21 protein-coding genes are annotated in these 21,531 nt (G+C 61.8%); 4 read left to right on the top strand and 17 right to left on the bottom strand.

What is annotated here, in order from left to right; genetic code table 11:
• Positions 1 to 3: 3 nt before the first annotated feature.
• The 6 genes from kduD to ABEB22_RS20845 are packed head-to-tail and all read right to left on the bottom strand — an operon-like array spanning position 4 to position 5,555.
• Positions 4 to 747, bottom strand: a complete 744-nt coding sequence (kduD, locus tag ABEB22_RS20820) for a 2-dehydro-3-deoxy-D-gluconate 5-dehydrogenase KduD (RefSeq protein WP_349294715.1) — start codon at positions 745 to 747, stop codon at positions 4 to 6.
• On the bottom strand, positions 747 to 1,571 hold the full coding sequence (gene kduI, locus ABEB22_RS20825) for a 5-dehydro-4-deoxy-D-glucuronate isomerase (protein WP_349294716.1): 825 nt from the start codon (positions 1,569 to 1,571) through the stop codon (positions 747 to 749). Before kduI ends, kduD begins: the two co-directional genes overlap by 1 nt.
• Positions 1,572 to 1,604: 33 nt before the next feature.
• Positions 1,605 to 2,906, bottom strand: a complete 1,302-nt coding sequence (locus ABEB22_RS20830; protein WP_349294717.1) for a TRAP transporter large permease — start codon at positions 2,904 to 2,906, stop codon at positions 1,605 to 1,607.
• A 1-nt stretch (position 2,907) separates the two neighbouring features.
• Positions 2,908 to 3,435, bottom strand: coding sequence for a TRAP transporter small permease (locus ABEB22_RS20835; RefSeq protein ID WP_349294718.1), 528 nt, complete (start codon positions 3,433 to 3,435; stop codon positions 2,908 to 2,910).
• A gap of 2 nt (positions 3,436 to 3,437) precedes the next feature.
• Complete coding sequence (locus ABEB22_RS20840; protein ID WP_349294719.1) at positions 3,438 to 4,409, bottom strand: TRAP transporter substrate-binding protein; 972 nt, start codon at positions 4,407 to 4,409, stop codon at positions 3,438 to 3,440.
• A gap of 27 nt (positions 4,410 to 4,436) precedes the next feature.
• Positions 4,437 to 5,555: a glycoside hydrolase family 88 protein gene (locus tag ABEB22_RS20845; protein ID WP_349294720.1), complete on the bottom strand. Its 1,119-nt coding sequence runs from the start codon at positions 5,553 to 5,555 to the stop codon at positions 4,437 to 4,439.
• A gap of 218 nt (positions 5,556 to 5,773) precedes the next feature.
• On the opposite strand from ABEB22_RS20845, the gene ABEB22_RS20850 reads away from it, so the two are divergent.
• A complete protein-coding gene (locus ABEB22_RS20850) occupies positions 5,774 to 6,562 on the top strand; it encodes an IclR family transcriptional regulator C-terminal domain-containing protein (protein ID WP_349294721.1) in 789 nt (262 codons plus the stop codon).
• A gap of 60 nt (positions 6,563 to 6,622) precedes the next feature.
• Here ABEB22_RS20850 and ABEB22_RS20855 read toward each other — a convergent pair whose 3' ends face one another.
• The 11 genes from ABEB22_RS20855 to ABEB22_RS20905 all read right to left on the bottom strand — a co-directional run bounded on the left by ABEB22_RS20855 (position 6,623) and on the right by ABEB22_RS20905 (position 17,569).
• Complete coding sequence (locus ABEB22_RS20855) at positions 6,623 to 8,146, bottom strand: aldehyde dehydrogenase (NADP(+)) (protein ID WP_349294722.1); 1,524 nt, start codon at positions 8,144 to 8,146, stop codon at positions 6,623 to 6,625.
• Positions 8,147 to 8,195: 49 nt separating this feature from the next.
• On the bottom strand, positions 8,196 to 9,002 hold the full coding sequence (locus ABEB22_RS20860) for an NAD(P)-dependent oxidoreductase (protein WP_349294834.1): 807 nt from the start codon (positions 9,000 to 9,002) through the stop codon (positions 8,196 to 8,198).
• A 61-nt stretch (positions 9,003 to 9,063) separates the two neighbouring features.
• Positions 9,064 to 10,344, bottom strand: coding sequence for a TRAP transporter large permease (locus ABEB22_RS20865; RefSeq protein WP_349294723.1), 1,281 nt, complete (start codon positions 10,342 to 10,344; stop codon positions 9,064 to 9,066).
• Positions 10,345 to 10,347: 3 nt separating this feature from the next.
• Complete coding sequence (locus ABEB22_RS20870) at positions 10,348 to 10,857, bottom strand: TRAP transporter small permease (protein ID WP_349294835.1); 510 nt, start codon at positions 10,855 to 10,857, stop codon at positions 10,348 to 10,350.
• 83 nt (positions 10,858 to 10,940) lie between these two features.
• On the bottom strand, positions 10,941 to 11,921 hold the full coding sequence (locus ABEB22_RS20875) for a TRAP transporter substrate-binding protein (RefSeq protein ID WP_349294724.1): 981 nt from the start codon (positions 11,919 to 11,921) through the stop codon (positions 10,941 to 10,943).
• A gap of 154 nt (positions 11,922 to 12,075) precedes the next feature.
• Entirely contained in the window at positions 12,076 to 12,939 is an 864-nt protein-coding gene (locus tag ABEB22_RS20880) for an amidohydrolase family protein (protein ID WP_349294725.1), read from the bottom strand.
• A gap of 2 nt (positions 12,940 to 12,941) precedes the next feature.
• Positions 12,942 to 14,078: a mandelate racemase/muconate lactonizing enzyme family protein gene (locus ABEB22_RS20885; RefSeq protein WP_349294726.1), complete on the bottom strand. Its 1,137-nt coding sequence runs from the start codon at positions 14,076 to 14,078 to the stop codon at positions 12,942 to 12,944.
• A 94-nt stretch (positions 14,079 to 14,172) separates the two neighbouring features.
• Positions 14,173 to 15,093, bottom strand: coding sequence for a 5-dehydro-4-deoxyglucarate dehydratase (kdgD, locus tag ABEB22_RS20890; protein WP_349294727.1), 921 nt, complete (start codon positions 15,091 to 15,093; stop codon positions 14,173 to 14,175).
• Positions 15,094 to 15,204: 111 nt separating this feature from the next.
• The gene (locus tag ABEB22_RS20895) at positions 15,205 to 15,942 is read right to left on the bottom strand and encodes a FadR/GntR family transcriptional regulator (RefSeq protein ID WP_349294728.1); all 738 of its coding nucleotides are present in this window, start codon (positions 15,940 to 15,942) and stop codon (positions 15,205 to 15,207) included.
• 126 nt (positions 15,943 to 16,068) lie between these two features.
• A complete protein-coding gene (locus ABEB22_RS20900) occupies positions 16,069 to 17,370 on the bottom strand; it encodes a HipA domain-containing protein (protein ID WP_349294729.1) in 1,302 nt (433 codons plus the stop codon).
• Positions 17,357 to 17,569 carry a helix-turn-helix domain-containing protein gene (locus ABEB22_RS20905; RefSeq protein ID WP_349294730.1) on the bottom strand — a complete coding sequence of 71 codons (213 nt, stop codon included), beginning with the start codon at positions 17,567 to 17,569 and terminating at the stop codon, positions 17,357 to 17,359. The genes ABEB22_RS20900 and ABEB22_RS20905 overlap by 14 nt, the downstream gene beginning before the upstream one ends.
• A gap of 311 nt (positions 17,570 to 17,880) precedes the next feature.
• Here ABEB22_RS20905 and repA point away from each other — a divergent pair, with 311 nt between their 5' ends.
• From repA to repC, 3 genes are all read left to right on the top strand, one after another.
• On the top strand, positions 17,881 to 19,074 hold the full coding sequence (repA, locus tag ABEB22_RS20910; RefSeq protein WP_406871222.1) for a plasmid partitioning protein RepA: 1,194 nt from the start codon (positions 17,881 to 17,883) through the stop codon (positions 19,072 to 19,074).
• Positions 19,074 to 19,970 (top strand): plasmid partitioning protein RepB, encoded by an 897-nt coding sequence (repB, locus tag ABEB22_RS20915; protein ID WP_349294732.1) that lies wholly within the window; start codon positions 19,074 to 19,076, stop codon positions 19,968 to 19,970. Before repA ends, repB begins: the two co-directional genes overlap by 1 nt.
• Before the next feature lie 174 nt (positions 19,971 to 20,144).
• The gene (gene repC, locus ABEB22_RS20920) at positions 20,145 to 21,290 is read left to right on the top strand and encodes a plasmid replication protein RepC (protein ID WP_406871223.1); all 1,146 of its coding nucleotides are present in this window, start codon (positions 20,145 to 20,147) and stop codon (positions 21,288 to 21,290) included.
• Positions 21,291 to 21,531: the final 241 nt, after the last annotated feature.

Consider the following 21,531-nt stretch of genomic DNA (forward strand, 5'->3'; position numbering starts at 1 on the left):
AAGCTAGCGCGCGAGCCAGCCGCCATCGACATTGAGGATCGCCCCCGTCACATAGCGCGCGGCGGGCGAGCACAGATAGGCCGCCGTGCCCGCGATATCCTCGGGCGCGCCCCAGCGCCCTGCGGGGATGCGCTCCAGAATAGCACGCGAACGGGCAGGGTCGTCGCGCAGCGCCTCGGTGTTATTGGTCGCGATATAGCCTGGCGCGATGGCATTGACGGTAATGCCATGCGGTGCCCATTCATTGGCAAGGATCTTGGTCAGCCCCGCCACCGCATGTTTGGACGCGGTATAGGAGGGCACGCGGATACCTCCCTGGAACGACAGGAGCGAGGCGATATTGACGATCGCGCCCTGCCCGCCCTGCGCGATCAGTGCCCGCCCGAAGGCCTGACAAGTGAAAAAGAGCGCCTTTGCATTCACATCCATCACCGCATCCCAATCCTCCTCCGGGAAACCGACGCTGTCGGCGCGGCGGATGATGCCCGCATTATTGACCAGAAGGCTGTATTCGGCCCCCGCAAACACATCGCGCGCGGCAAAGGGATCGGCGAAATCGAGACGGAGGTCGGAGGCCCTGCCCCCCGCCGCCCCGATCAGCGCCACCGTCTCGGCGCAGCTGCGCCGCCCCGCGCAGGTGACATCCGCCCCCTGCCCCGCCAAGGCCACCGCGATGGCCTGGCCGATGCCGGTATTGGCGCCTGTGACCAGCGCCTTCTGCCCGTCGAGGGAAAACAGCCCCGACATCAGCGCAGATCTCCGGGTTGGATGAAGTCCATATCGGTATAATCGACATTATCGCCCGCCATCGCCCAGATGAAGGTATAGGCGCCAATCCCCGCGCCCGAATGGATCGACCAGGGCGGCGAGATCGCGGCCTCCTCATTGGCCACGAAGAGATGGCGGGTCTCCTCGGGCGCGCCCATCAGATGCAGCACGCGCGCTTCGGGCGCCATCCCCCAATAGAGATAGGCCTCCATCCGGCGGTCATGGATATGGCTGGGGATCGTGTTCCAGACCGAGCCCTCGATCAGCGACGTATAGCCGAGGATCAGCTGGCAGCTCTCCATTACCTGCGGATGGATGAACTGCTTGATGATGCGCTTGTTCGAGCTGGCCGCATCGCCCATGGCGACTTCCTTGCAGTCGGCCAGCGTCACGAGGCGCGAGGGGCAGGCCCTATGCGCGGGGCAGGAGGTGATATAGAACCGCCCCTCCCCCTCGAAGGTCACAGGCCCGCTGCCCATCCCGAGATAGAGCACATCGCCCTGCGCCATCTCGTAGGTCTCGCCGCCCGCGTGCACGATCCCCGCCCCGCCGATATTGACGATGCCCATCTCGCGGCGGTCGAGGAAGGAAGGGGTTTTGGTCTCGGGCACATGATCGAGTGTAAGGGGCGCGCCCTGAGGCACCGCTGCCCCCAGCACGAAGCGGTCGTAATGGGTGTAGATCAGACGGATCTCGCCCGGAGCAAAGAGCCCCTGCCCCAGAAAGGCCGCACGCAGCCCCTCTGTATCCATGGTCTTGGCATGATCGGGATGGACGCCATGACGTGTTTCGACGCTCAGCATTGCAAGATATCTCCTTGGGATAGTGGTTCGGCCTCAGAGGAGCCCGAAGAGCCGCGGCAGGGTCATCGTCAGTGCGGGCACATAGGTGACCAGGAGCAGCAGGGTGAAGAGAAGCACATAGAAGGGTCCGAGGACCGGAATGATCCGCTCGACCCTTTCCTGTGCGACGGCGGCCCCGACAAAGAGGCCAGTGCCCACCGGCGGGGTGATCGTGCCGATCGCGAGATTGAACACGAGGATGATCCCGAAATGGGTGGGGTCATAGCCCACCTTCTGCACGATCGGCAGCAGGATCGGGGTAAAGATCAGGATGGCGGGGCCGATATCCATGAAACAGCCCACCACGAGGAGGATGAGATTGATGATCAGCATCACCACCAGAGGGTTGTCGCTGACCCCGAGGATCAGCGCCGAGATCGCCGCCGGAATGCCGGTAAAGGCCATGGCAAAGCTCAGTGCCGCCGAGGCCGCCAGCAAAAGCATGATCGTGCCGGTGATCTGCGTGGTCTCGATGAGGAACCTCGGCACATCGCGGAGCCGCACCGTGCGGTGGATGACCAGCGCCAGAAGGAGCGTGTAGAGCACCGCGATCCCCGAGGCTTCGACCGCGGTGAAGATGCCGCAGGTGATACCGCCGATCACGAGGACGATCAGCATAAGGCTAGGCGCGGCCGCCCATGTGATCCGCCTTGCCGCCGCCCAGCCCGGAAAGCCGGTGTGGCCATAGCCACGCTTGCGCGCGATGATGGCCGTCACCACCATGAGCCCCAGCCCCCACAGGAGCCCCGCAACCGCACCGCCGATAAACAGCGCCGAGATCGAGGTGCCGCCAGAGACGAGCGAATAGATGATAAAGGCCGTGGTCGGCGGGATCAGCATCCCCGTCGGCGCAGAGACGATGTTGATCGCGGCGGCAAAGCGGTTGTCATAGCCCTCCTTGCGGCTCATGGGCACCATCACCCCCCCGATCGAGGTGGATGCGGCGATGGCCGAGCCCGAGATACAGCCGAAGAGCATATTGCCCGCGATATTGGTCTGTGCGAGCGCCCCCGGCACACGCCCCGAGATCAGCTTCGCGAAATCGACGAGCCGCACCGCAATACCTCCCGAATTCATCATGACCCCGGAGAGGATGAAGAAGGGCACGGCCAGGAGCGAGAAACTGTCGAGGCTCGCCATCATCTTCTGCGCCGCCGTGAAAAGCGCCATATCGAGCGGCACCGCCAGCATGACCGCCGCCAGCGCCGCCGCCACGATCGCAACCGCAAGCGGGACCCCGAGGATCGAGAGCATCCCGAAGACGCCCAGCAATATCAGACTTGCCTGTCCAGCCATGTCAGTCTCCCACGCTCAGGGCATGCTCTATCGGGTCAGTCTCGCGGGCGGCTCTGCGACGGGCGAGATCAAGAAGATTGAGGGCGCTGTAGAGCACGATCAGCGCGCCGCTTACCGGCAGCGCCGCATAGACTGCCCCCATCGGCAGTCGCAGCACCGCACTCGTCTGGCCCGAGGCAATCTGCACCCCGTGCCAGCCGCCCCAACCCAGCACCATCGCACCGAAGATCATGAGCGAAAGCGGCCCGAGGGCGGCAAACCAGACCCGCGCGCGCGCAGGCACGAGTGCCGGCAACAGATCGATGGCCATATGCGCACCCCGCCCCGTCGCAAGCGCGGCACCAAGAAGCGAGAGCCAGATCACCCCGTAGCGCAGGAGTTCCTCAGAGAAGGTCGAGGGATCGCCCAGCACATAGCGGCTGAAGACCTGCCAGGCGAGAATGGCCACCATCCCCGCCAGAAGCCCGCAACAAAAGGTGCCGATCAGGAGATCGAGGACCCTGCGCAGGGCCGCTGTTGCCGCCCCCATCTTCACTGCCCCGCCAGCGCGCGGATCTTTTCGACTAGCGCCTGTTTCTCGGGGGTCTCCGAGAGCGCGTCATACATGGGTTGCACCGCCTTCTGGAAGGCCGCGACATCGGGATGGGTATAGGTGACGCCGAAACTCTCGGCGGCGGTCTTCTTCTCGGCCTCGGTAGCCTGCGTCCAGGCCTCCTTCTGGAAGGCCGTGCTCTCGCGAGCAGCCTCGCGCACCGCCACCCTCTCTTCGGGGGTCAGGCGCTCGAGCGCCGCCGTCGAGATCAGCACGATATCGGGGATGCGGGTATGCATGTCATAGCTATAGTATTTTGCCACCTCGCCATGACGCGCGACCGTGAGGGCATATTCGTTATTCTCGGCGCCATCGAGCACGCCCTGCTGGATCGAGGTATAGACCTCGCTCTGATCCATCGCGATGGGGGCGGCCCCCAGCATCTTGACCATCTCGATGGAGGTCGGGCTCTGCATCACGCGGATCTTGAGACCCTTGAGATCCGCAACCGTCTCCACCGGTTTGCTGGCCGTATAGAAGCTGCGCGCACCCGAGTCGTAATAGGTGAGGCCCACCATCCCCTGCCCCTCGGTCGAGGCATAAACGGGGCCCATGATCGCGTCATCCTCCATCGCACGGTAGAAATGCGCGGTATCATCGAAGAGATAGGGCATCGAGAAAGCCCCGTAGATCGGCGAGAAGCTCTCCATCAGCCCGCCCGAAACCTTGGTCATATCGAGAAGTCCGCCCTGCACCATCTCGACAAGCTCGCGCTCGCCGCCAAGCTGGCCATCGGGGAAAAAGGTCACCGTGACCTCGCCGCCCGTCTTCTCGGCCACCAGATCGCCGAATTTGGTCATCGCCTCCTTGGTGGGGGTCGCATTGCTGGCATAGCCGAAACGCAAGGTCTCGGCCTGAACGGCCCCCGCCATCAGCGCCAAAAGCGCCGCTCCCATCATCAGTCCCTTCATGGCTCTCCTCCCTAAGATCCAATGAAATCAGATATATCCGCGTAAATATTCACTCAGGCAGAACATCGCCATCGCCTGCCCATAGGGCATCGAGGTGCGCGGGATCTGCCGGTAATAGTCGAGATCGCTCCCCATCGCGGTCCCGAAGGACACATCGCGCAACTCTCCCTCGGGCGAGATCCGCCCGATCACCGCCCGCACCGCCCGCTCGGCCGTCTGCGCATAGTCGGGCGGCAGAAGCCGCAGCCGCACCGCCTTGAGAAGCCCATAACCGAAGCCCGCCGCAGCCGAGGCTTCCTCGTAGCTTTCGGGATCATCGAGAAGCGTGTGCCAGAGCCCGCTTTCGGCCTGCATCGCGCGCAGCGCCTGTGCCTGCCGCGCAAGGATCATCACCAGATGACGGCGCAGCGGATCACCCTCGGGCAGGCGCAGCATCTCGATGAATTCGGGGATCGCGATGGTGATCCAGCTATTGCCCCGCGCCCAGAGCGCACGGGCGAAGTTGTGATTGCCCTCCGAGGTCCAGCCGTGGAACCACAGTCCCGTCTGCGTATCCATCAGATATTGGGCATGGACGAGAAACTGGTATTTGGCCTCCTCGATATACTCGGGCCGCCCCAGAACCTGCCCGATCCGCGCCAGCGGCAGGACCGACATCATCAGCGTGTCATCCCACATCTGCTGGTCGTTGACCGAGTTATAGACGATATGCTGGAGCCCGCCGACCCGTGTGCGCGGCATCTCGTACATCACCCACTCGGCCCATTCCTCGAGATAGGGGACCCATCTGGGATCGCGATCCTGCGCATATAGCTCGGCCATGGTGAGGAACGGCGCGACCGTATTGATGTTCTTGGTGGGCGTGCCCTCGGCCAGCCGCGCGTCGAACCAGTCACGGATGATCTGCATAGCCCGCGCCTGCCCGGTCAGTTGGGCGTAGCGGAAAAGCCCGTAAAGCCCGATTCCGTGGGTCCATTCCCAGCCTGCCCAGCCCTTGGTATCGATCACACGGCCATCCTCGAGGCGCAGCAGGAACTCGCCCGTACGGTCCTCGATCGAGATCAGGTTCTCGGTCAGGCGGTCGATCAGCTCGCAGACCTCCTCGCGCGGCATGAACCGCTCTTTTTGTCGCAGCAACGGGTGCATAACGATGTCTCCTCCTCCTAACGCCCCATCCTTTATTTTTATGGAACGCTATTCCGTAAATTAAGGAAACATAGTTCATATCCAGATTCAAGAAAAATAAAACACCAATCCATTTTTATAATTCGCATAAACAACAGTATCTTACGATGCCGTATGAGTGATTGACATTCGTATGTAACTTTTTCAGAATGCAGTTTCATAATAATAGGAATGGCTGGATGGACGAAAAAGCGCAGAAATCCGACAATGTCGCCTCGGTGCTGAAGGTGTTCGCGGTGCTCGAGACGCTCTCGCAGGACCGACAGGCCAGTCTGGCCACGATCGCGCAACATGCGATGACCTCGAAGAGCACGACCCACAGGCTTCTGCAGACCATGGTCGATCTGGGCTATGTGAGCCAGGACCCCGAGACTGAACGCTACGGGCTTACCATGAAGCTCTTCTCGGTCGCGGCGCGGGCTCTCAAACAGGAGAGCGATCTCCTGCAGGTCGCCGACCGGGCCATGGGTCAACTCTCGCGGGCCACGGGGGAGTCGATCAATCTGGGAGTGCTGGATGCGGGCGAACAGCGCGTGGTCTATATCCACGGCTATCCTTCCATGTATAACCTCGCGATGAAATGCACGACAGGCATGCGCAACCCGCTGCATTCCACCTCGCTCGGCAAGGCGCTTCTGGCCTTCCGTGACCCACAGGAAATCGCAGAACGTCTGGCGCAGATGCAGTTCGAACCCTGCGCGCCCAATACGATTGCCACGCCCGAAACCCTGCTCGAACAACTCGCGGCCGTGCGGGAGCAGGGAATTGCCGAGGAGATCGAGGAAAGCGAGGCCGGGGTGCGCTGCATGGCGGTGCCGCTCCGCAACCATCTGGGCAAGTCGGTCGGCGCGATCTCCATCGCCTTCCCGCTCTTCCGCTTCGACCCCGCACGGCGCGAGGACTATATCGCCATGCTGCGCGACGCGGGCGCGGATGTCTCGCGCGCATTGGGCTATGAGCCGGACTGACCCCTCCCCCCTCCGCGCGCGAGACGGAAACCTACGCTCGAGGCCGCGATAGCCCCTCTCTCAGGGCGCGGCCACAAGATCGTCGCCCAGAAGCGTCGCGGGGAGGTTCTGGTAGCTGACTGGGCGCAGGAAACGGCGGATCGAGAGCGTGCCGACGGAGGTTGCGCCGAAATTGGTCGAGGCCGGATAGGGCCCGCCATGGACCATGCTGTCCACCACCTCGACCCCTGTCGGGAAACCGTTGACGAGCACACGCCCCGCCTTGCGCTCGAGCACCGGCAGAAGCCCGCGCGCCAGTTCGGTATCGGCCTCTTCCATCAGGATCGTCGTGGTCAGCTGCCCCTCGAATCCCTTGGCCAGATCGCGCATCTCCTCGGCAGCGCCCACGCGCACCACAAGCCCGAGCGGCCCGAAGACCTCCTCGCTCAGCGCATGATCCTCGAGGAAGCTCCCTGCCGCGACCTCGTAGAGATTGGGGCGGGCCTCGCGGCCCGTGCTTTCGGTGGTCATCACCGGCCGGACCGAATTGCGCGCGTCAAACCGGGCCTTCCCCTCGTTATAGGCCCGCGCGATCCCTTGGGTCAGCATGGGTTGCGGGCCGATCTTGGCCAGCGCCTCGGCAGTGGCCGCGACAAAGGCATCGCCCTCGGCGCCCGCAGGCACGACCGCGATCCCCGGATTGGTGCAGAACTGCCCTGCCCCCATGCTGAGCGAGGCGGCCCATCCCGCCCCCAGCTCGCGCCCTCTGGCCGCAAGGGCCGCGGGCAGCACAAACATCGGATTGACCGAACCCAGCTCACCAAAGAACGGGATCGGCTCGGGCCGCTTGGCGCAGAGATCGAAGAGCGCGCGCCCGCCTGCCAGAGAGCCGGTAAAGCCCACCGCCTTGATATCGGGATGCTCGACAAGGGCTTGGCCCACATGGCGGTTGCCGCCCTGAATGAGGCTGAAGACCCCCGCATCGAGCCCGCAGCGCGCAATCGCCGCGGCCACCGCCTCGGCGATGATCTCGCCGGTGCCGGGATGGGCCGAATGGCCCTTTACCACCACGGGGCAGCCCGCGGCGAGGGCCGCCGCCGTATCGCCCCCCGCCGTCGAGAAGGCGAGTGGGAAATTCGAGGCGCCGAAGACCGCAACGGGGCCGATGGGGCGCTCGATCAGCCGGATCTCGGGGCGCGGCGCGGGCTTACGCTCGGGCTGGGCCGGATCGATGCGGCGGTCGAGATACTCGCCCTTGCGGATATGGGCGGCAAAGAGGCGCAGCTGGCCCGTGGTGCGGCCCCGCTCGCCCTGCAGCCGCGCTATTGGCAGGCCGGTTTCCTGCGTGCCGAGCTCGGTGATCGCCTCGGCGCGGGCCTCGATCTCCTCGGCGATGGTCTCGAGGAAAGACGCGCGGGTCTCGCGTGTGCTATAACCATAGCTCCAGAACGCCTCTTCGGCGGCCTTGCAGGCCTGATCGACAAGCGCAGGCGTGCCCACCGAGAAGCGGTGCGCCGGACCATGCGCGGGATCGGAGGCGAAGCGCTCCTCGGTGCCGATCCATGCGCCTGCAACCAGATGCTTACCATGCGGGATGAAACTCATGTGAACTCTCCGTCTCGTTAGGAATTATGGAACAGGGACAAAAGGGGCCTCACGTCCCGCCCTGACGCTGGTGGATCGGCTCCACCGTGAAGAGACCGCCCTGATAGCGGCTATTGGGATCATCGGCGGGGGGTTTGGGTCCCATCGCCTCGATCTGGGCCCGAAAGATTTCGGAGCTATCCTTGGGATGCCAGCCAATCGCCTCGGCCCCCACGCTTTCCCACCAGCCCGCCGGATTGGCCGACGCTCCCCAGATCACGGGGCAGCCGAGTTTAGGCGCGCGGAAGACACAAGCCACGAGATCCGCGAAATCATCATAGGAGAGCCATGTCGAAAGCATCCGGTGATTGGCGGGCGTCTCGAAGCACGAGCCGATCCGCACGATGGCGGTCTCGATGCCGAATTTATCGTGATACATCGAGGCAAGCGCCTCGCCGAAGCATTTGGACACGCCGTAGAGGCTGTCAGGGCGCATCGGATCGGTTGTCTTGAGCCGCTGATCCTGCTCGTAAAAGCCGATCGTGTGGTTGGAGGAGGCAAAGAGCACGCGGGTGATGCCTTCGGCCCGCGCCGCCTCGTAGAGATTGTAGAGGCCGCGGATATTGCCTTCGAGGATGGTCTCGAAATCCCCTTCGGTGGACTTACCGCCCAGATGCAGGATGCCATCACAGCCGCGCACCATCTCGCGCACGGCCTGTGCGTCATTCAGGTCGCAGAGCACAGTTTCCTCATGCGTGTCCGCATCGGTAATGGGCAGCATATCGGCCAGACGCAGGGTCTGGGCCATATCGCGCAGGCGGGGGCGCATCGCACGCCCGACCCCACCGGCCGCGCCTGTGATCAGAAGTCGTTTCAAGGTCATCTCCTTCGGAAAAAACGGACCGGCCCGCATCAGGGGGCCGGTCGGACCGCCTGTCTCAATGGAAGAGCGCGGGCAGCCAGAGCGAGAGCGCGGGAATATAGGTCACCAGCAAAAGCACCGCGAAAGCCGCCAGATAGAAGGGCCAGATCGAACGCAGCACCTGCCCGATCCCGATCCGCCCCACGGCGCAGCCCACAAACAGCACCGACCCCACAGGCGGTGTGCAAAGCCCGATCCCGAGATTGAGGATCAGGATGACACCGAAATGGATCGGGTCGATCCCGAAGGCCTGCGCCACGGGCAGGAAGATGGGCGTCGTGATCACGATCAGCGGCGACATATCCATGAAGGTGCCGAGGATCAGCAGCATCACGTTGATCAGGAGCAGGATGACGATCGGATTGTCGGAGAAGTTGTGCAGGAAGGCCACCATCTGCGCGGGCACTTTGAGATAGGCCAGAAGCCAGCCGAAACAGGCCGCACAGCCGATCACCATCAGCACCATTGCGGTGGTGCGCACGGCGGCCAGAGTAGCCTCCTTAAAATCGCGCCACGAGAGGCTGCGATAGACCAGAAGCGTCACGCCAAGCGCATAGATCACCGCGATATTGGAGCTTTCGGAGGCGGTAAAGACGCCCGAGCGCACGCCGCCGAAGATGATCGCAATCAGGATCAGGCCCGGCACGGCCGACAGGAACAGCTGCCCCAGCATCGACCAGCCCGGAAAGGTCTCGCGCGGATAGTTGCGGCGTTTGGCCACGAACCATGCCGCCGCCATCAGCGCCAGCGCCAGCACGAAGCCCGGAATGATGCCTGCGGTGAAAAGATCGGCAATGGAGAGCCGCCCCCCCGCCGCGATCGAATAGATGATCATGTTATGCGAGGGCGGGATCATCAGCGCGATGATCGAGGAGACCACTGTGATATTGACCGCATAATCCGCGCCATAGCCGCGCGCGCGCATTTGCGGAACCATCAGCCCGCCGACCGCAGAGGCATCGGCGGTGGCCGAGCCCGAGACGCCGCCGAACATCAGCGAGGCCGCGATATTCACCTGGCCCAGTCCGCCACGCAGATGCCCCACAAGGGCGGCGGCAAAGGCCACAAGCCTGCGCGCGATATCGCCGCGCACCATCAGATCGCCCGCGAAGATAAAGAAGGGGATCGCCATGAGCGAATAGACCGACACGCCGGAATTGAGCCGCTGGAAGACCACCACGGGCGGCAGGCCCATATAGGCGACGGTGGCGAGGCTTGCGGCCCCGAGGCAGAAGGCCACCGGCGTGCCGATCAGAAGAAGGAAGACGAAGCTTCCGAAGAGAATAACGAGTTCCATGGATTACTCCTCGAGCGCATCGTCGCCGAAGCGGACGGTTGGCAGGCCCGCGCAGCGGCGCAGGATGCGTTCGACACAGAAGAGGGCCAGAAGGACACCACCACCGATCAGCGGCGCGAAATCCCATGCCCGCGAGAGACCCAGCGTGGGCATGACGTTTTTGGCGACCTTGGAGGCAAGTTCCCAGCCATAATAGGCCATACCGACCCCGAAGGCCCCCACCACGAGTTCCGACAGCGTGAAGAGGATCGGTTTGAGCCAGCCCGGCAGGATATAGAGCAGGACATCGAAAGAGAGGTGATAGCCTTCGCGGATGCCCACGGCGGCGCCAAGAAAGATGAACCATCCCATAATCAGCACCGATCCGGGTTCCGCCCACTGAAGCGAGAAGCCCAGGAGATAGCGGCACACCACCTGCATGAAGACCATCGCCGTCATCAGCACGAGTCCCGTGCCAGCCACCCACAGGGCGGCGGTCCCGATCCAGCCGGTGAGGATGGCCAGGCGAAGCATCGCCTGGCGGTAGGAAGAGGCCGCCCGCCCATGGGGTTCCGAGCGGGAGTGGAACTGGTCAGACATGTGCGGGCGCGTATCCATTACTGGGTATCCTGAATGCGTTTCACGAGGTCCTTCAGCTCGGGCGTGTCGGCATATTTCGCGTAGAGCGGCGCCATCGCGTCGATATAGGGTTGCTTGTCGACATCCGTGATCACCTCGGCCCCTGCCGCCTTGACCTTCTCGAGCGAGGCTGCGACCTGCTTGGTCCAGAGATCGCGCATCACAGGCACCGAGGCCTTGGCCGCCTCCCTGACCGCCGCCTGATCCTCGGGCGAGAGCTTGTCAAAGGTGATCTTCGACATGGCGAGAACCTCGGGCATGATCAGATGCTGGTCATTCGTGTAATATTTGGCGACCTCTGCATGGCCCGAGCTGTCATAGGAGGGAAAATTGTTCTCGGCCCCGTCGATCACACCGGTCTGGATCGAGGAATAGACCTCGCCATAGGGCATGGGCGTCGCATTGGCACCAAGTGCATCCATCATATCGACGAACACATCCGATTGCATCACACGGAACTTGAGCCCCTTGAGATCCTCGATGCTCTTCACCGGACGCTTGGAATTATAGAAGCTCCTCGCGCCACCATCATAATAGGCCAGCACCACCAGATCATTGGGCACGAAGGCCGCGGCGATCTCTTCCCCGATCGGGCCGTCGACCACATGATGCATATGCTCCTCGGAGCGGAAGATATAGGGCAGCGAAACCACGCGCGTCTCGGGGATCATATTGTTGAACGGGCCGAGGCTCGAGCGGACCATATCGATGACACCGAACTGGGTCTGCTCGATGGAATCCTTTTCCTCGCCCAGCTGCGAGGAGGGGAAAACCTCGACGCACAGCCGGCCACCGGTTTTCTCCTCGAGCTGTTTGCCCATGTATTTGACGGCCTCGACGGTCGGATAGCCATCGGGATGGGTATCGGCCGAGCGCAGGGTTGTTTCGCAGGCCATGGCGCCGCCCGCGCAGAGCGTCGAGGCGGCAAGGGCTGCGATCATCGTGGTGTGAAGCTTCATGGTATCCTCCCTGGATATGGCCTCTATGGACCTTTCTCTCAGTCCGGAGGCGACAGGCCGCCGGACCGTCCTATTGGGCGTCCCTCCGGGGACGCACCCGACCGGATCGCGGCCCTCCTCCCGAGGCGCGACGCGGAATGTCATGGGCCGCCTCTCACCCGAGGGCGGCGAATCCGTACAGCTCCTGCGGATTCTCGACGAGCACCTTCTGGCGCGCTGCCCTATCCGGCAGCCACCCGAGGCTGGTCTCGCAGAGGGCCTTGTCGCAGGGGTAATCCTCACTGCTACGCGCGGCATTATGCGGCCAGTTGGTGCCCCAGACGATCCGCTCGGGGGCATGGGCCGCAATCTCGCGGGCATAGACGGCGACATCCGCAAAATCCGGCCCGCCCGCGCGCGAACTCTCGTAGGCACCGGCGAATTTGTACCACATCCGTCCGCCATCGATCAGACGTTTCAGGGCAGCGGTCTCGGCCTGCCCCGCACCGGCAAAGAACTTGCCGTGATGATCAAGAACCCAGCGCGATTTGAGCGCCCTCAAACGCGGCTCGAGATCGAGGATGCGGTTGCCATCGAACTGCACCGCCATCATCCAGCCCATCTCTGATGCGCGCGCATCGACCGCCTCGAGCGCCGCGAGCCCGAGTGCACCGCCCGGCAGATCCATGATCCGCGCGCCCACGACCCCCGCACCATCGAGCCGCGCAAGCTCGGCCTCGGACGTCTCGCCCGAGATCACCGCAACGCCGCGCGCCATATCGCCCATCTCGTGCAGGCAAGCCAAAAGATTGGCATTGTCATGCTGATGCGCATTGCCCTGCGTGATCACCACGCGGTCAATCCCGAGCCAGCGCATCACGCGGCGATAGGCATCCGCATCGGGGAGCGGCGCGGGCGGCAGCCCGGGCCCGCCCTCACGCGCTGGAAAGCCCGCCAGATACATATGCATCTGCGTATCGACCGTGCCCTTGGGCAGAGCGGGCACAAGCGCCGCGCCTTCGAGTTTGCGGGTGATCATGATCAATCCTCCTTCGGAGAAAATTCGGCCAGAGCGGCGCGGTCGATCTCGATCCCGAGGCCCGGGCCATCGGGGATGGTGAGGACCCCGTTCACATGCTCAATGGGTTTGGTGACGATGGCCTGACGGAAAGGGTTATGCGTGCGGTCGAATTCCATGATCGGCTCCAGCGGTGTGCGACGCACGGGTGAGGGCACCATGGCCGCCATGAATTGCAGAGCCGCTGCGATATGGACCGCTGTCCCCCAGACATGCGGCACGACCCGCACCCCGTGCAGCTCCGCCAGATCGGCGATGCGCCGTGCTTCGGTAAAGCCACCGCAGCCTGCCAGATCGGGCTGGACAATATCGACCGCCCGCGTCTCGATAGGCTCGCGGAATCCCCAGCGTGTATGCCATGTCTCGCCGCCTGCAAGCGGGATCGGCTGACGCGCGCGCAACTCACGATAGGCGTCAAGCTGCTCGGGCACCACCGGCTCCTCGAACCAGGCGATCCCGTACTCCGCCGCGGCCTGACCGACACGCATCGCCTCGATCGCATCATATCCGTGATTGGCATCGATCATCAGCCGCATTTCGGGGCCGATCGCCTCGCGCACGGCGCGGATCACGCGCAGATCCTCCTCGATATCGAAGCCGATCTTGATCTTGCAGGCATGGAAGCCCGCTTCGCGGTGGCCCGCCATCTCGGCGGCATTATCCTCTACACGGTCCACCCCGTCGCGCTTGAACGAGCCCGTGGCATAGGCACGGACCGTCTCGCGGAAGCGCCCGCCCAGAAGCGTCGAGACCGGCACGCCGAAATGCTTGCCCTTAATATCCCACAGCGCGATGTCGATGCCCGACAGCGCCGTGACCGTCAGCCCGCGCTGGCCCTGATCACGCAGCGCGTTGTAGAGCACGGCCCAGATCTTCTCGGTCTCGAGCGGGTTCTGCCCGATCAGCCATTGCGCATAGGCGGCCACCACTGCAGCATTGGCGCGCGCGGGCCCGAGGCATTCGCCCCAGCCGATGGTGCCATCGGCGCATTCGATCTCGACCAGAACATGGGTCCGGCGGTCAAAGCGCATCGATGCGCTCTCGAAGGCTGTCGCGAGCCTGTGATCCAGAAGGTGCGTGCGCACCGCCACGATCTTCATCTATCCATCCCTCCCGCGGTTCCCCGAATGCGATCGGGGGCCGTCCTCCTTGCGAGGAGCGTTCCCGCTCCCCGCTCTCGCAGGGCGCCTCTCCTCAGGCGGCCATCTTGCGGCGATAGGGCGCGACCAGCGCCTCCATCATCGCCATTTCCTCATTATCGAGATCCTTCAGCGGCGCGCGCACCGCGCCGGCGTCAAACCCCTGCGCCCGCACACCAGCCTTGATCGCCGAGACGGCATAGCCCTTGGAGCGGTTACGGATCGCCATGAACGGGTAGAAGAACTCGTTGAGGATGCGCTCACAGACGGCGCGCTCGCCCGCCCGCAAGGCACGGTAGAACTCGACCGCCAACTCGGGCACGAAGTTGAACACCGCCGAGGAATAGGTGGTGAACCCCGCCCCAAGATAGGCCTCGGCAAAGAGTTCCGCCGTGGGCATACCGCCCAGATAGGTCAGACGGTCGCCCATCTTGGCGGTGATCTGGCGCACGAGCCCGATATCGCCGGTGCCATCCTTGAAGCCCACGAGATTGGGGCAGGCATCGCAAAGCCGCGCCAACGTATCGGCCTGCAGCACCGCATTGTCGCGGTTATAGACCATCACGCCCATCGCAGTCGCATCGCAAACCGCCTTTACATGGGCATAAAGGCCCTCTTGCGGCGCATCGATCAGATAATGCGGCAGCAGCAGGATCCCCTCGCCGCCCACTTTCTCGACCGAACGGGCGATCTCCTTGGCCATCGCGGTGCCATAGCCACAACCGGAGACGATGGCGCTGCGGCCCTCGGCCGCCTCGATCGCGGCCGCCACGATCTCGGGTATCTCGTTCGGGGCCAGCGAGAAGAATTCGCCCGTGCCGCCCGCGGCGAAGAGCACAGGCGCATCGTAATTGGACAGCCAGTCGACATGGGCCTTGTAGCTGTCGGGGGCGAATTTCCCTTCGGCATCAAAATGGGTGACGGGGAAGGACAGCAGTCCTGACCCTAGGGCATTTTTGAGTTCTTGCGGGGTCATATGGCCTCCTCCTCGCGAATATGCCCGCTCTCCTCGGGCTTGTATGATAAGTAAATAACAAATTCGGCAAGAGTCAATATATTTGTATGATATGTTGAGAATTGATTTTCTTTAGCGCAAAACCGCGCGGTAACGCAGATAACTACCCTTCAGATGGACGCGCATCGCCTCCCGGGCGCGCTCCTCGTCACGGTCGAGAATCGCATGAATGATATGGTCATGCTCGTCGCTGATCTGCGCGAGATACTCCTTGGCGCTGGCCTCGTGCCTGGGCTCGCCCGCCCCGAGTGCCGCCCGCGGAATGATCCCCGGGCCGATGAATTCAAGGAATTCGGGAAACCGCGGATTGCCCGTCGCCTGAGCGATGGCCAGATGCAGCCGGTAATCGGCCTCGCCGGTGGGCAGCCCCTGCGCAACCGCCTCGCGGAAACCCGCATTGGCCTCCAGAAGCGCCTCTTCCCAATGGGGCACAAGCCTTTGCGCTGCAAGAGCTGCGGCTTCGGACTCGATAGCGTTGCGCAGTTCCAGAAGCTCGATCGTCGAAGAAACCCGCTGTGGATCGAGGTTGCGGAAAGGCATGACCACGGGAGGCTTGGGCACGAGCACGAAGACCCCCGCCCCTTGCCGCGCCTCGACGCGGCCCTCCGAACGCAACGCCGCGATCGCCTCGCGCACTACTGTTCGGCTCACACCATGCGCTTCGGTCAGCGCACTCTCGCTCGGTAGACGGTCTCCGGGCAACACGCGGCCCTCCTCGATCTCCTCGCGCAAGGTCGCGGCCAGCCGGGCGACCAGCGTTCCTCTTCGCGCGCGCGGGCCTTTCTCTCCGGCGGGGCCAGTATTCGCCATTGCGGATCCTCCTTGCCGACGGACAACACATCCATCGCATAGCTCACAGATAAGTAACACAACTTATCATACAAGATGACGGAGAATTGCAACATATTCGTATTGGAGCAGCGAATATTTCAGGCGTCAGGGCCGGTTGAGGGGCACAAGATCTCCCTCAGGGATGGGATCGTCATACGCAAACAGCTGTGCCAAATGGCTCCCCTGCTCGGCGATCACGTCGCGCAACCCCTTGCTCTGTGGCCCCCGCATGAGCGCATGGGCCTCGAAGGCAGTGCCCAGAAGTGACCTTATACGCCCCTGCAGCGCTGCGGTTATACGCCGCATCCCCAAGGCGCGGGCAAACTGGTCCAGATCGCTATGGGTGACCTCGTCCAGCAGCCGGGCATGCCCTATCGGAAAGGCCAGCTCATGCGTTACCTCGCGGTCCATGAGGATCGGCAACACATCATAGGCCGGAGCGAGGTCGGGCCGCGGACCCTGCCACAGTAACGCATGGTTCTTCGCGTGATTGTCGCTATTGCCCAACAGAAGATTGGCCATCGTAAGGGTAAAGAGTGCGAGACGTGCAGCGCCCGGGCTGGCACATGCGGCGATGATCCGGCCCATAGCCTCGGCGTCGAAACGCGCCCCCGGCCCCGCATTCCGCGTATATTTCAACAGCGGCGGTAGCCCCAATGCCTGCGCGAAATCTTCCTGATGGATTCGGTGCAGGGTCTCGCCGTGAATATGCCGGTCGAAACGGGTGACCAACAGCCCGCGCAACTCGCCTTCACCCAGAATTTCGGTCTGGGCCACAGGATGGTCGACCAGACGCGCTAATAGCGCCATTGCTGTCTGCTCTTGCCCGACAAGTGCCATCTCGGAGGCGCGAGGCACCTTGAGAATATGCGTTGTGGGCACGCGTCGCCCCGCCTTGGGCAGAGCAAAGCGCCCATCCGACAAACGGGTCAGTGCCAGTTTGCCCTGTACACCCGCCAGAGGCGAAGGATCCTTCCTCTGACCCAGCGGGGGGCGCCTGTCGCGCAGATCGGCGATGATCTGGTGCAGGTCTTCGGGGGTCAGCGGGTCGTAGTCGCGGCTCATATCACCGGGGATTTTCGCCCCCCCCTGCCCCTTCGGCCCGACAGAGATCGCGCCCGGACAATCCGAACCCAGATGTTCCAGAAGCCCCACGAAATCCGAACGCTCCAGCTGATAGCGCGCAAGAACTTGATCCAACTGCTGGTTATTCTCGAACATCATATTCGCGAAAAACCCTCGCGTCTGCGCATCACCATAGGGTGCCTCGCGCACAGGCAGGGAGAGCGACAGGGGATGGGGAAGATCCTCGCGCAGATAGCGCAGCGAGGTCCGCCCGTGATCATCGCGCGCAAGCTCCGCCACAGGCCCCGCGACCCCCTCGAGATGAACATCAAGCACCAGCATCGCGTAACTCCAATACCAGCCCGAGATCCGCGCAAAGCTGTAAAACCAGCCCGATCTGCGCGGTGGGTTTTCCCTGCTCGATGGCGCGAATCGTGGGACGCGAAATTCCGGTCTGCATCGATAGAGCTTCCTGCGTCAGCCCCATCGAACGGCGCTTTTCGCGCAGCGCAAGCCCCAGAGAGTGCGAAGACAGTGACATGATACGCCCCGAAAAGGAAAAGACCCTTCCCTTCTAAGTGGAGAATCGGGAAATGTCCAGAAAAGGAAAGGATCATTTCCATTTAGTGCGAATTTCTAGGGTTTTACCCTGGATGGCAACGACCGTTTCCATGAATTATGGTGTAAAACCCTCGCAGGACAGTAAATCCGCCTAAAAGCGAGAAAAAACACTGGACAGACTCGATTTCCTCAGGTGATTTATACGGAAATAACCGAATAGGACGCGAGAAAGCGTAACAAACGCTTCGAGCTTTAGAACAAATCCGCTCCTGCGGGATAATGGTAGAGCAAATGACAGGCCGCAATACGCAAAGCCAGAATAGAATAGATCTGCTTGTGGGGCAGCATGCTGCAAACCTGTCGCAACAGCTACAGGAACATCGGCAGGCGCTCTATCCGCCGGATGCACGGCGCGTGCTGCGCAAATTCACCTCCGGCGAGGTGGCCGACCTTCTGGGCGTTAAGGATGCCTATCTACGCAAGCTGCATCTGGATGGGCGCGGACCCGAACCGGAAATCCGCACGGGCGGCCGACGCTATTATTCGCCCGAGGATGTTCAGGCTTTGCGCGAGATGCTGGAGAAGGGTGCGAAAAGTCCGGGCACCTATTTGCCGGGGCGGCGCGACGGTGACCACCTGCAGGTCATCTCGGTGATCAACTTCAAGGGCGGCTCAGGCAAAACCACGACAAGCGCCCATCTGGCCCAAAAGCTGGCGCTGGATGGCTATCGCGTGCTAGGGATCGACCTAGACCCGCAGGCATCTTTCTCGGCGCTTCACGGGTTCCAGCCGGAATTCGACCTGCTGGATGGCGGCACGCTTTATGATGCAATTCGCTATGATGACCCGCTGCCCATGCGCGAGGTTATCCAAAAAACCTATTTCACCAATCTCGACATCATTCCGGGCAATCTGGACCTGATGGAGTTCGAACATGATACGCCGCGCGTTCTGGCGCAGGGTTCGCGCGAGCTGTTCTTTACCCGCGTTGGCGAGAAACTCGCCGAGGTGGAGGCGGATTACGATGTCGTTGTGATCGATTGCCCGCCGCAACTGGGCTTTCTCAGCATGTCCGCGCTCTCGGCGGCCACGGCCGTATTGGTGACCGTGCATCCACAAATGCTGGATGTGATGTCGATGTGCCAGTTCCTGTTAATGACCTCTAATCTCTTGGGCGTCGTGGCCGATGCGGGCGGCGATATGTCTTACGACTGGCTGCGCTATCTGGTGACACGCTACGAACCAGGCGACGGGCCGCAAAACCAGATGGTCAGTTTCATGCGATCGATGTTTGGCGAACATGTGCTCAACCACCCTGCCCTGAAATCCACAGCGATTTCGGATGCTGGCATTACCAAGCAGACGCTTTACGAGGTCGAGAAATCGCAATTCACCCGTGCGACCTATGAGCGCGCGCTTGAAAGCCTCAACCTGGTGAATGGCGAGATAGAGGGGCTTATCCAATCCGCATGGGGGCGCAGCTGATGGCACGCAAGAACCTTCTGGAAGGGCTGATGAAACCCGCAGCAGCGGCGCAACCGGCCGCCCCGCGCCGTCAGACCGGCGCGATTGGCGCGGTAAGCCAATCATTGGCCGATCTGAAGACCCGCGCCATGGTCGAGGTTCCCGCAGAGATGATTGATGATGCGGGCCTGAAGGACCGCCTTGATCGCGATGATGCGGGCCTTGCCGAGTTGATGGACAGTATCCGCGACTATGGCCAACAAGTGCCGGTGATGCTGCGCCATTCACCTACTGTCGAAGGCCGCTATGAAATCGTCTATGGTCGGCGGCGCGTTGCAGCCCTTCGGGCGCTGCAACTGCCCATCAAGGCCATGCTGCGCGATCTGGACGATCGTTCGCTGGTTGTTGCGCAAGGGCAGGAAAACGCTGCCCGCAAGGATCTATCGTTTATCGAAAAAGCCAACTTTGCCAGACAGATGGTTGATACGGGCTTTGATCGCAAGGTGATCTGCGACGCGTTGCATGTAGATAAAACCGTTGTCTCGCGCATGCTCAACGTGACAAACTCCATCCCACAAGAGTTGATCGAAGCGATCGGGGCGGCGCCGTCGGCGGGGCGCGACCGTTGGGTGGCGCTGGCCAAACGCTTGGGCGAAACCCCTGTGGCCTCGGTGGTCGCTCTGGCGCGTGGCGAGACGAGTGATCTGCGGTTTCAGGCGCTGTTTGACGCTTTGGCCAAGCCAAAAGTCACGAAAGGTCCCGAGCTCCTGACCACTCCGGATGGCGATTTATTGGCGGAAGTTTCTCTTCGCGCAGGAAGACCTGTGCTGAACATGCATGATAAAGAATTCGGCGATTGGCTGGCCAGACACCTACACGAAATTCACCGCGATTATCTGAAATCGCGCGGCGAATGATACAACCATAACAGCAAGGAGGCACGGGCAGACAGAAAAAGACCCCCCAAGACAGGCATTACCAATCTCGAAGGGCCGTTCTTTCTAGCACCTTGAACGTATCCCCTTTTGTTGACTCCTGTCAACAAGCCGCCAATGCCGCGGGGCGATATTTCATGTCTTTGTGACAATAAAATGCAACATATCTCTATAACGCCTTTCGGGCGGGGTCTTCGCGCATCCGATGTGACAGCTGCGCGTATGGTAAGTCATGCCTTGCCCGAAATCTCTGCTGACAAATGGCAGCTGTTCAAGCAGTTGACAGCCGCGCGCGAAACCTACGGTCTGAAGCCCGCCGCTTTGGCGGTGCTGAACGCCCTTCTCACCTTCCATCCGCATAGGACTCTGGCCGAGGGTGATACAACGATTGTCTTTCCCGCTAACCGTTCGCTTATCGAACGTTGCAATGGTATGAGCGAAAGCACCCTGCGCCGTCATTTGAACGCACTGGTCAATGCCGGTCTGATCCTTCGCCACGACAGCCCCAATGGCAAACGCTATGCCCGCCGATCGGGTGAGCAAATCTATATGGCCTTCGGGTTTGACCTTCGCCCCCTCATCCTGCGGGAAGGCGAAATCGCAGATGCAGCAGCGGCGGCCCATATCGCGCAACAGCGACGCAAAGCTTTACATGATGCCATCTCCCTGCTGCTGCGCGATGCGAGCGCCCTGCTCCACTTGAGCCCTCTGAAACAAACGCAGACCGAGGAGATAAACCAGATCTGGCGTGAAAAGCGCCGCAAATTGACGGCTGCCGCACTCGAGGAGCTTTATCATGTGGCCAACACTATAGTCTCCGCACTCAAATCTCTCATCCCAAACGAAAAATCAGAAGATTTGACTGGCAATGCATCCCAAAATGACTGTCACTCAGAGATCAAAAACAAACTTATAAAAGATTCTGACTCTACTGAGAAAACAGAGCAAACAATAAAGAAGCGCCCTGCCCCAGCCGAACTTGATCTGCAAAATGTATTGAACGTCTGTTCTGACGCATCAGATTACTGCGAAACGCCGATGCAAAGCTGGCAAGATGCAATTGCTTTGAGCCATTATCTAGCGCCGATGATGGGCATTACCCAAGAAACCCTGCATCATGCTCAAGATACGATGGGCCCTGAAGCGGCTGCCTCAACGGTGTTAGCCCTCCTGCAACGCTCTTCCGAGATCCGCAATCCCGGAGGCTATCTACGCCGCCTAACACATCAAGCTGAGACCTTCAGTTACAATCCCGCCGGATTGCTCCGAATGTTGCAGAAACGTCAGTTACAGGCGGCATAAAGACTGTTCTCAGTGGCTCACATATCACTAAACGCGTTTAACACCTCTTGACCTGATGAAACCTTGCCACTCAGAGCGAAGTCCATGATGGATACTCACACATCAATTGAACAGAGTATTGAGGCCGACTTGAGACGTCCTAGCAAGAAACGCTTGGAAAATCCTCCAGGACCGCTTGCCGCCAGGTTTTGACTCGGACCTTGGTGCATCTAGTAATGTCTGCGCAAGTCTTGAAAAATCC

Source organism: Thioclava sp. 'Guangxiensis', from assembly GCF_045348365.1.
GTDB lineage: Bacteria > Pseudomonadota > Alphaproteobacteria > Rhodobacterales > Rhodobacteraceae > Thioclava > Thioclava kandeliae.

Coding starts and splice junctions, on each gene's coding strand:
- kduD (WP_349294715.1), bottom strand. CDS start 747: ATGTCGGGGCTGTTTTCCCTCGACGGGCAGAAGGCGCTGGTCACAGGC.
- kduI (WP_349294716.1), bottom strand. CDS start 1,571: ATGCTGAGCGTCGAAACACGTCATGGCGTCCATCCCGATCATGCCAAG.
- ABEB22_RS20830 (WP_349294717.1), bottom strand. CDS start 2,906: ATGGCTGGACAGGCAAGTCTGATATTGCTGGGCGTCTTCGGGATGCTC.
- ABEB22_RS20835 (WP_349294718.1), bottom strand. CDS start 3,435: ATGGGGGCGGCAACAGCGGCCCTGCGCAGGGTCCTCGATCTCCTGATC.
- ABEB22_RS20840 (WP_349294719.1), bottom strand. CDS start 4,409: ATGAAGGGACTGATGATGGGAGCGGCGCTTTTGGCGCTGATGGCGGGG.
- ABEB22_RS20845 (WP_349294720.1), bottom strand. CDS start 5,555: ATGCACCCGTTGCTGCGACAAAAAGAGCGGTTCATGCCGCGCGAGGAG.
- ABEB22_RS20850 (WP_349294721.1), top strand. CDS start 5,774: ATGGACGAAAAAGCGCAGAAATCCGACAATGTCGCCTCGGTGCTGAAG.
- ABEB22_RS20855 (WP_349294722.1), bottom strand. CDS start 8,146: ATGAGTTTCATCCCGCATGGTAAGCATCTGGTTGCAGGCGCATGGATC.
- ABEB22_RS20865 (WP_349294723.1), bottom strand. CDS start 10,344: ATGGAACTCGTTATTCTCTTCGGAAGCTTCGTCTTCCTTCTTCTGATC.
- ABEB22_RS20870 (WP_349294835.1), bottom strand. CDS start 10,857: ATGCTTCGCCTGGCCATCCTCACCGGCTGGATCGGGACCGCCGCCCTG.
- ABEB22_RS20875 (WP_349294724.1), bottom strand. CDS start 11,921: ATGAAGCTTCACACCACGATGATCGCAGCCCTTGCCGCCTCGACGCTC.
- ABEB22_RS20880 (WP_349294725.1), bottom strand. CDS start 12,939: ATGATCACCCGCAAACTCGAAGGCGCGGCGCTTGTGCCCGCTCTGCCC.
- ABEB22_RS20885 (WP_349294726.1), bottom strand. CDS start 14,078: ATGAAGATCGTGGCGGTGCGCACGCACCTTCTGGATCACAGGCTCGCG.
- kdgD (WP_349294727.1), bottom strand. CDS start 15,093: ATGACCCCGCAAGAACTCAAAAATGCCCTAGGGTCAGGACTGCTGTCC.
- ABEB22_RS20895 (WP_349294728.1), bottom strand. CDS start 15,942: ATGGCGAATACTGGCCCCGCCGGAGAGAAAGGCCCGCGCGCGCGAAGA.
- ABEB22_RS20900 (WP_349294729.1), bottom strand. CDS start 17,370: ATGCTGGTGCTTGATGTTCATCTCGAGGGGGTCGCGGGGCCTGTGGCG.
- ABEB22_RS20905 (WP_349294730.1), bottom strand. CDS start 17,569: ATGTCACTGTCTTCGCACTCTCTGGGGCTTGCGCTGCGCGAAAAGCGC.
- repA (WP_406871222.1), top strand. CDS start 17,881: ATGACAGGCCGCAATACGCAAAGCCAGAATAGAATAGATCTGCTTGTG.
- repB (WP_349294732.1), top strand. CDS start 19,074: ATGGCACGCAAGAACCTTCTGGAAGGGCTGATGAAACCCGCAGCAGCG.
- repC (WP_406871223.1), top strand. CDS start 20,145: ATGCAACATATCTCTATAACGCCTTTCGGGCGGGGTCTTCGCGCATCC.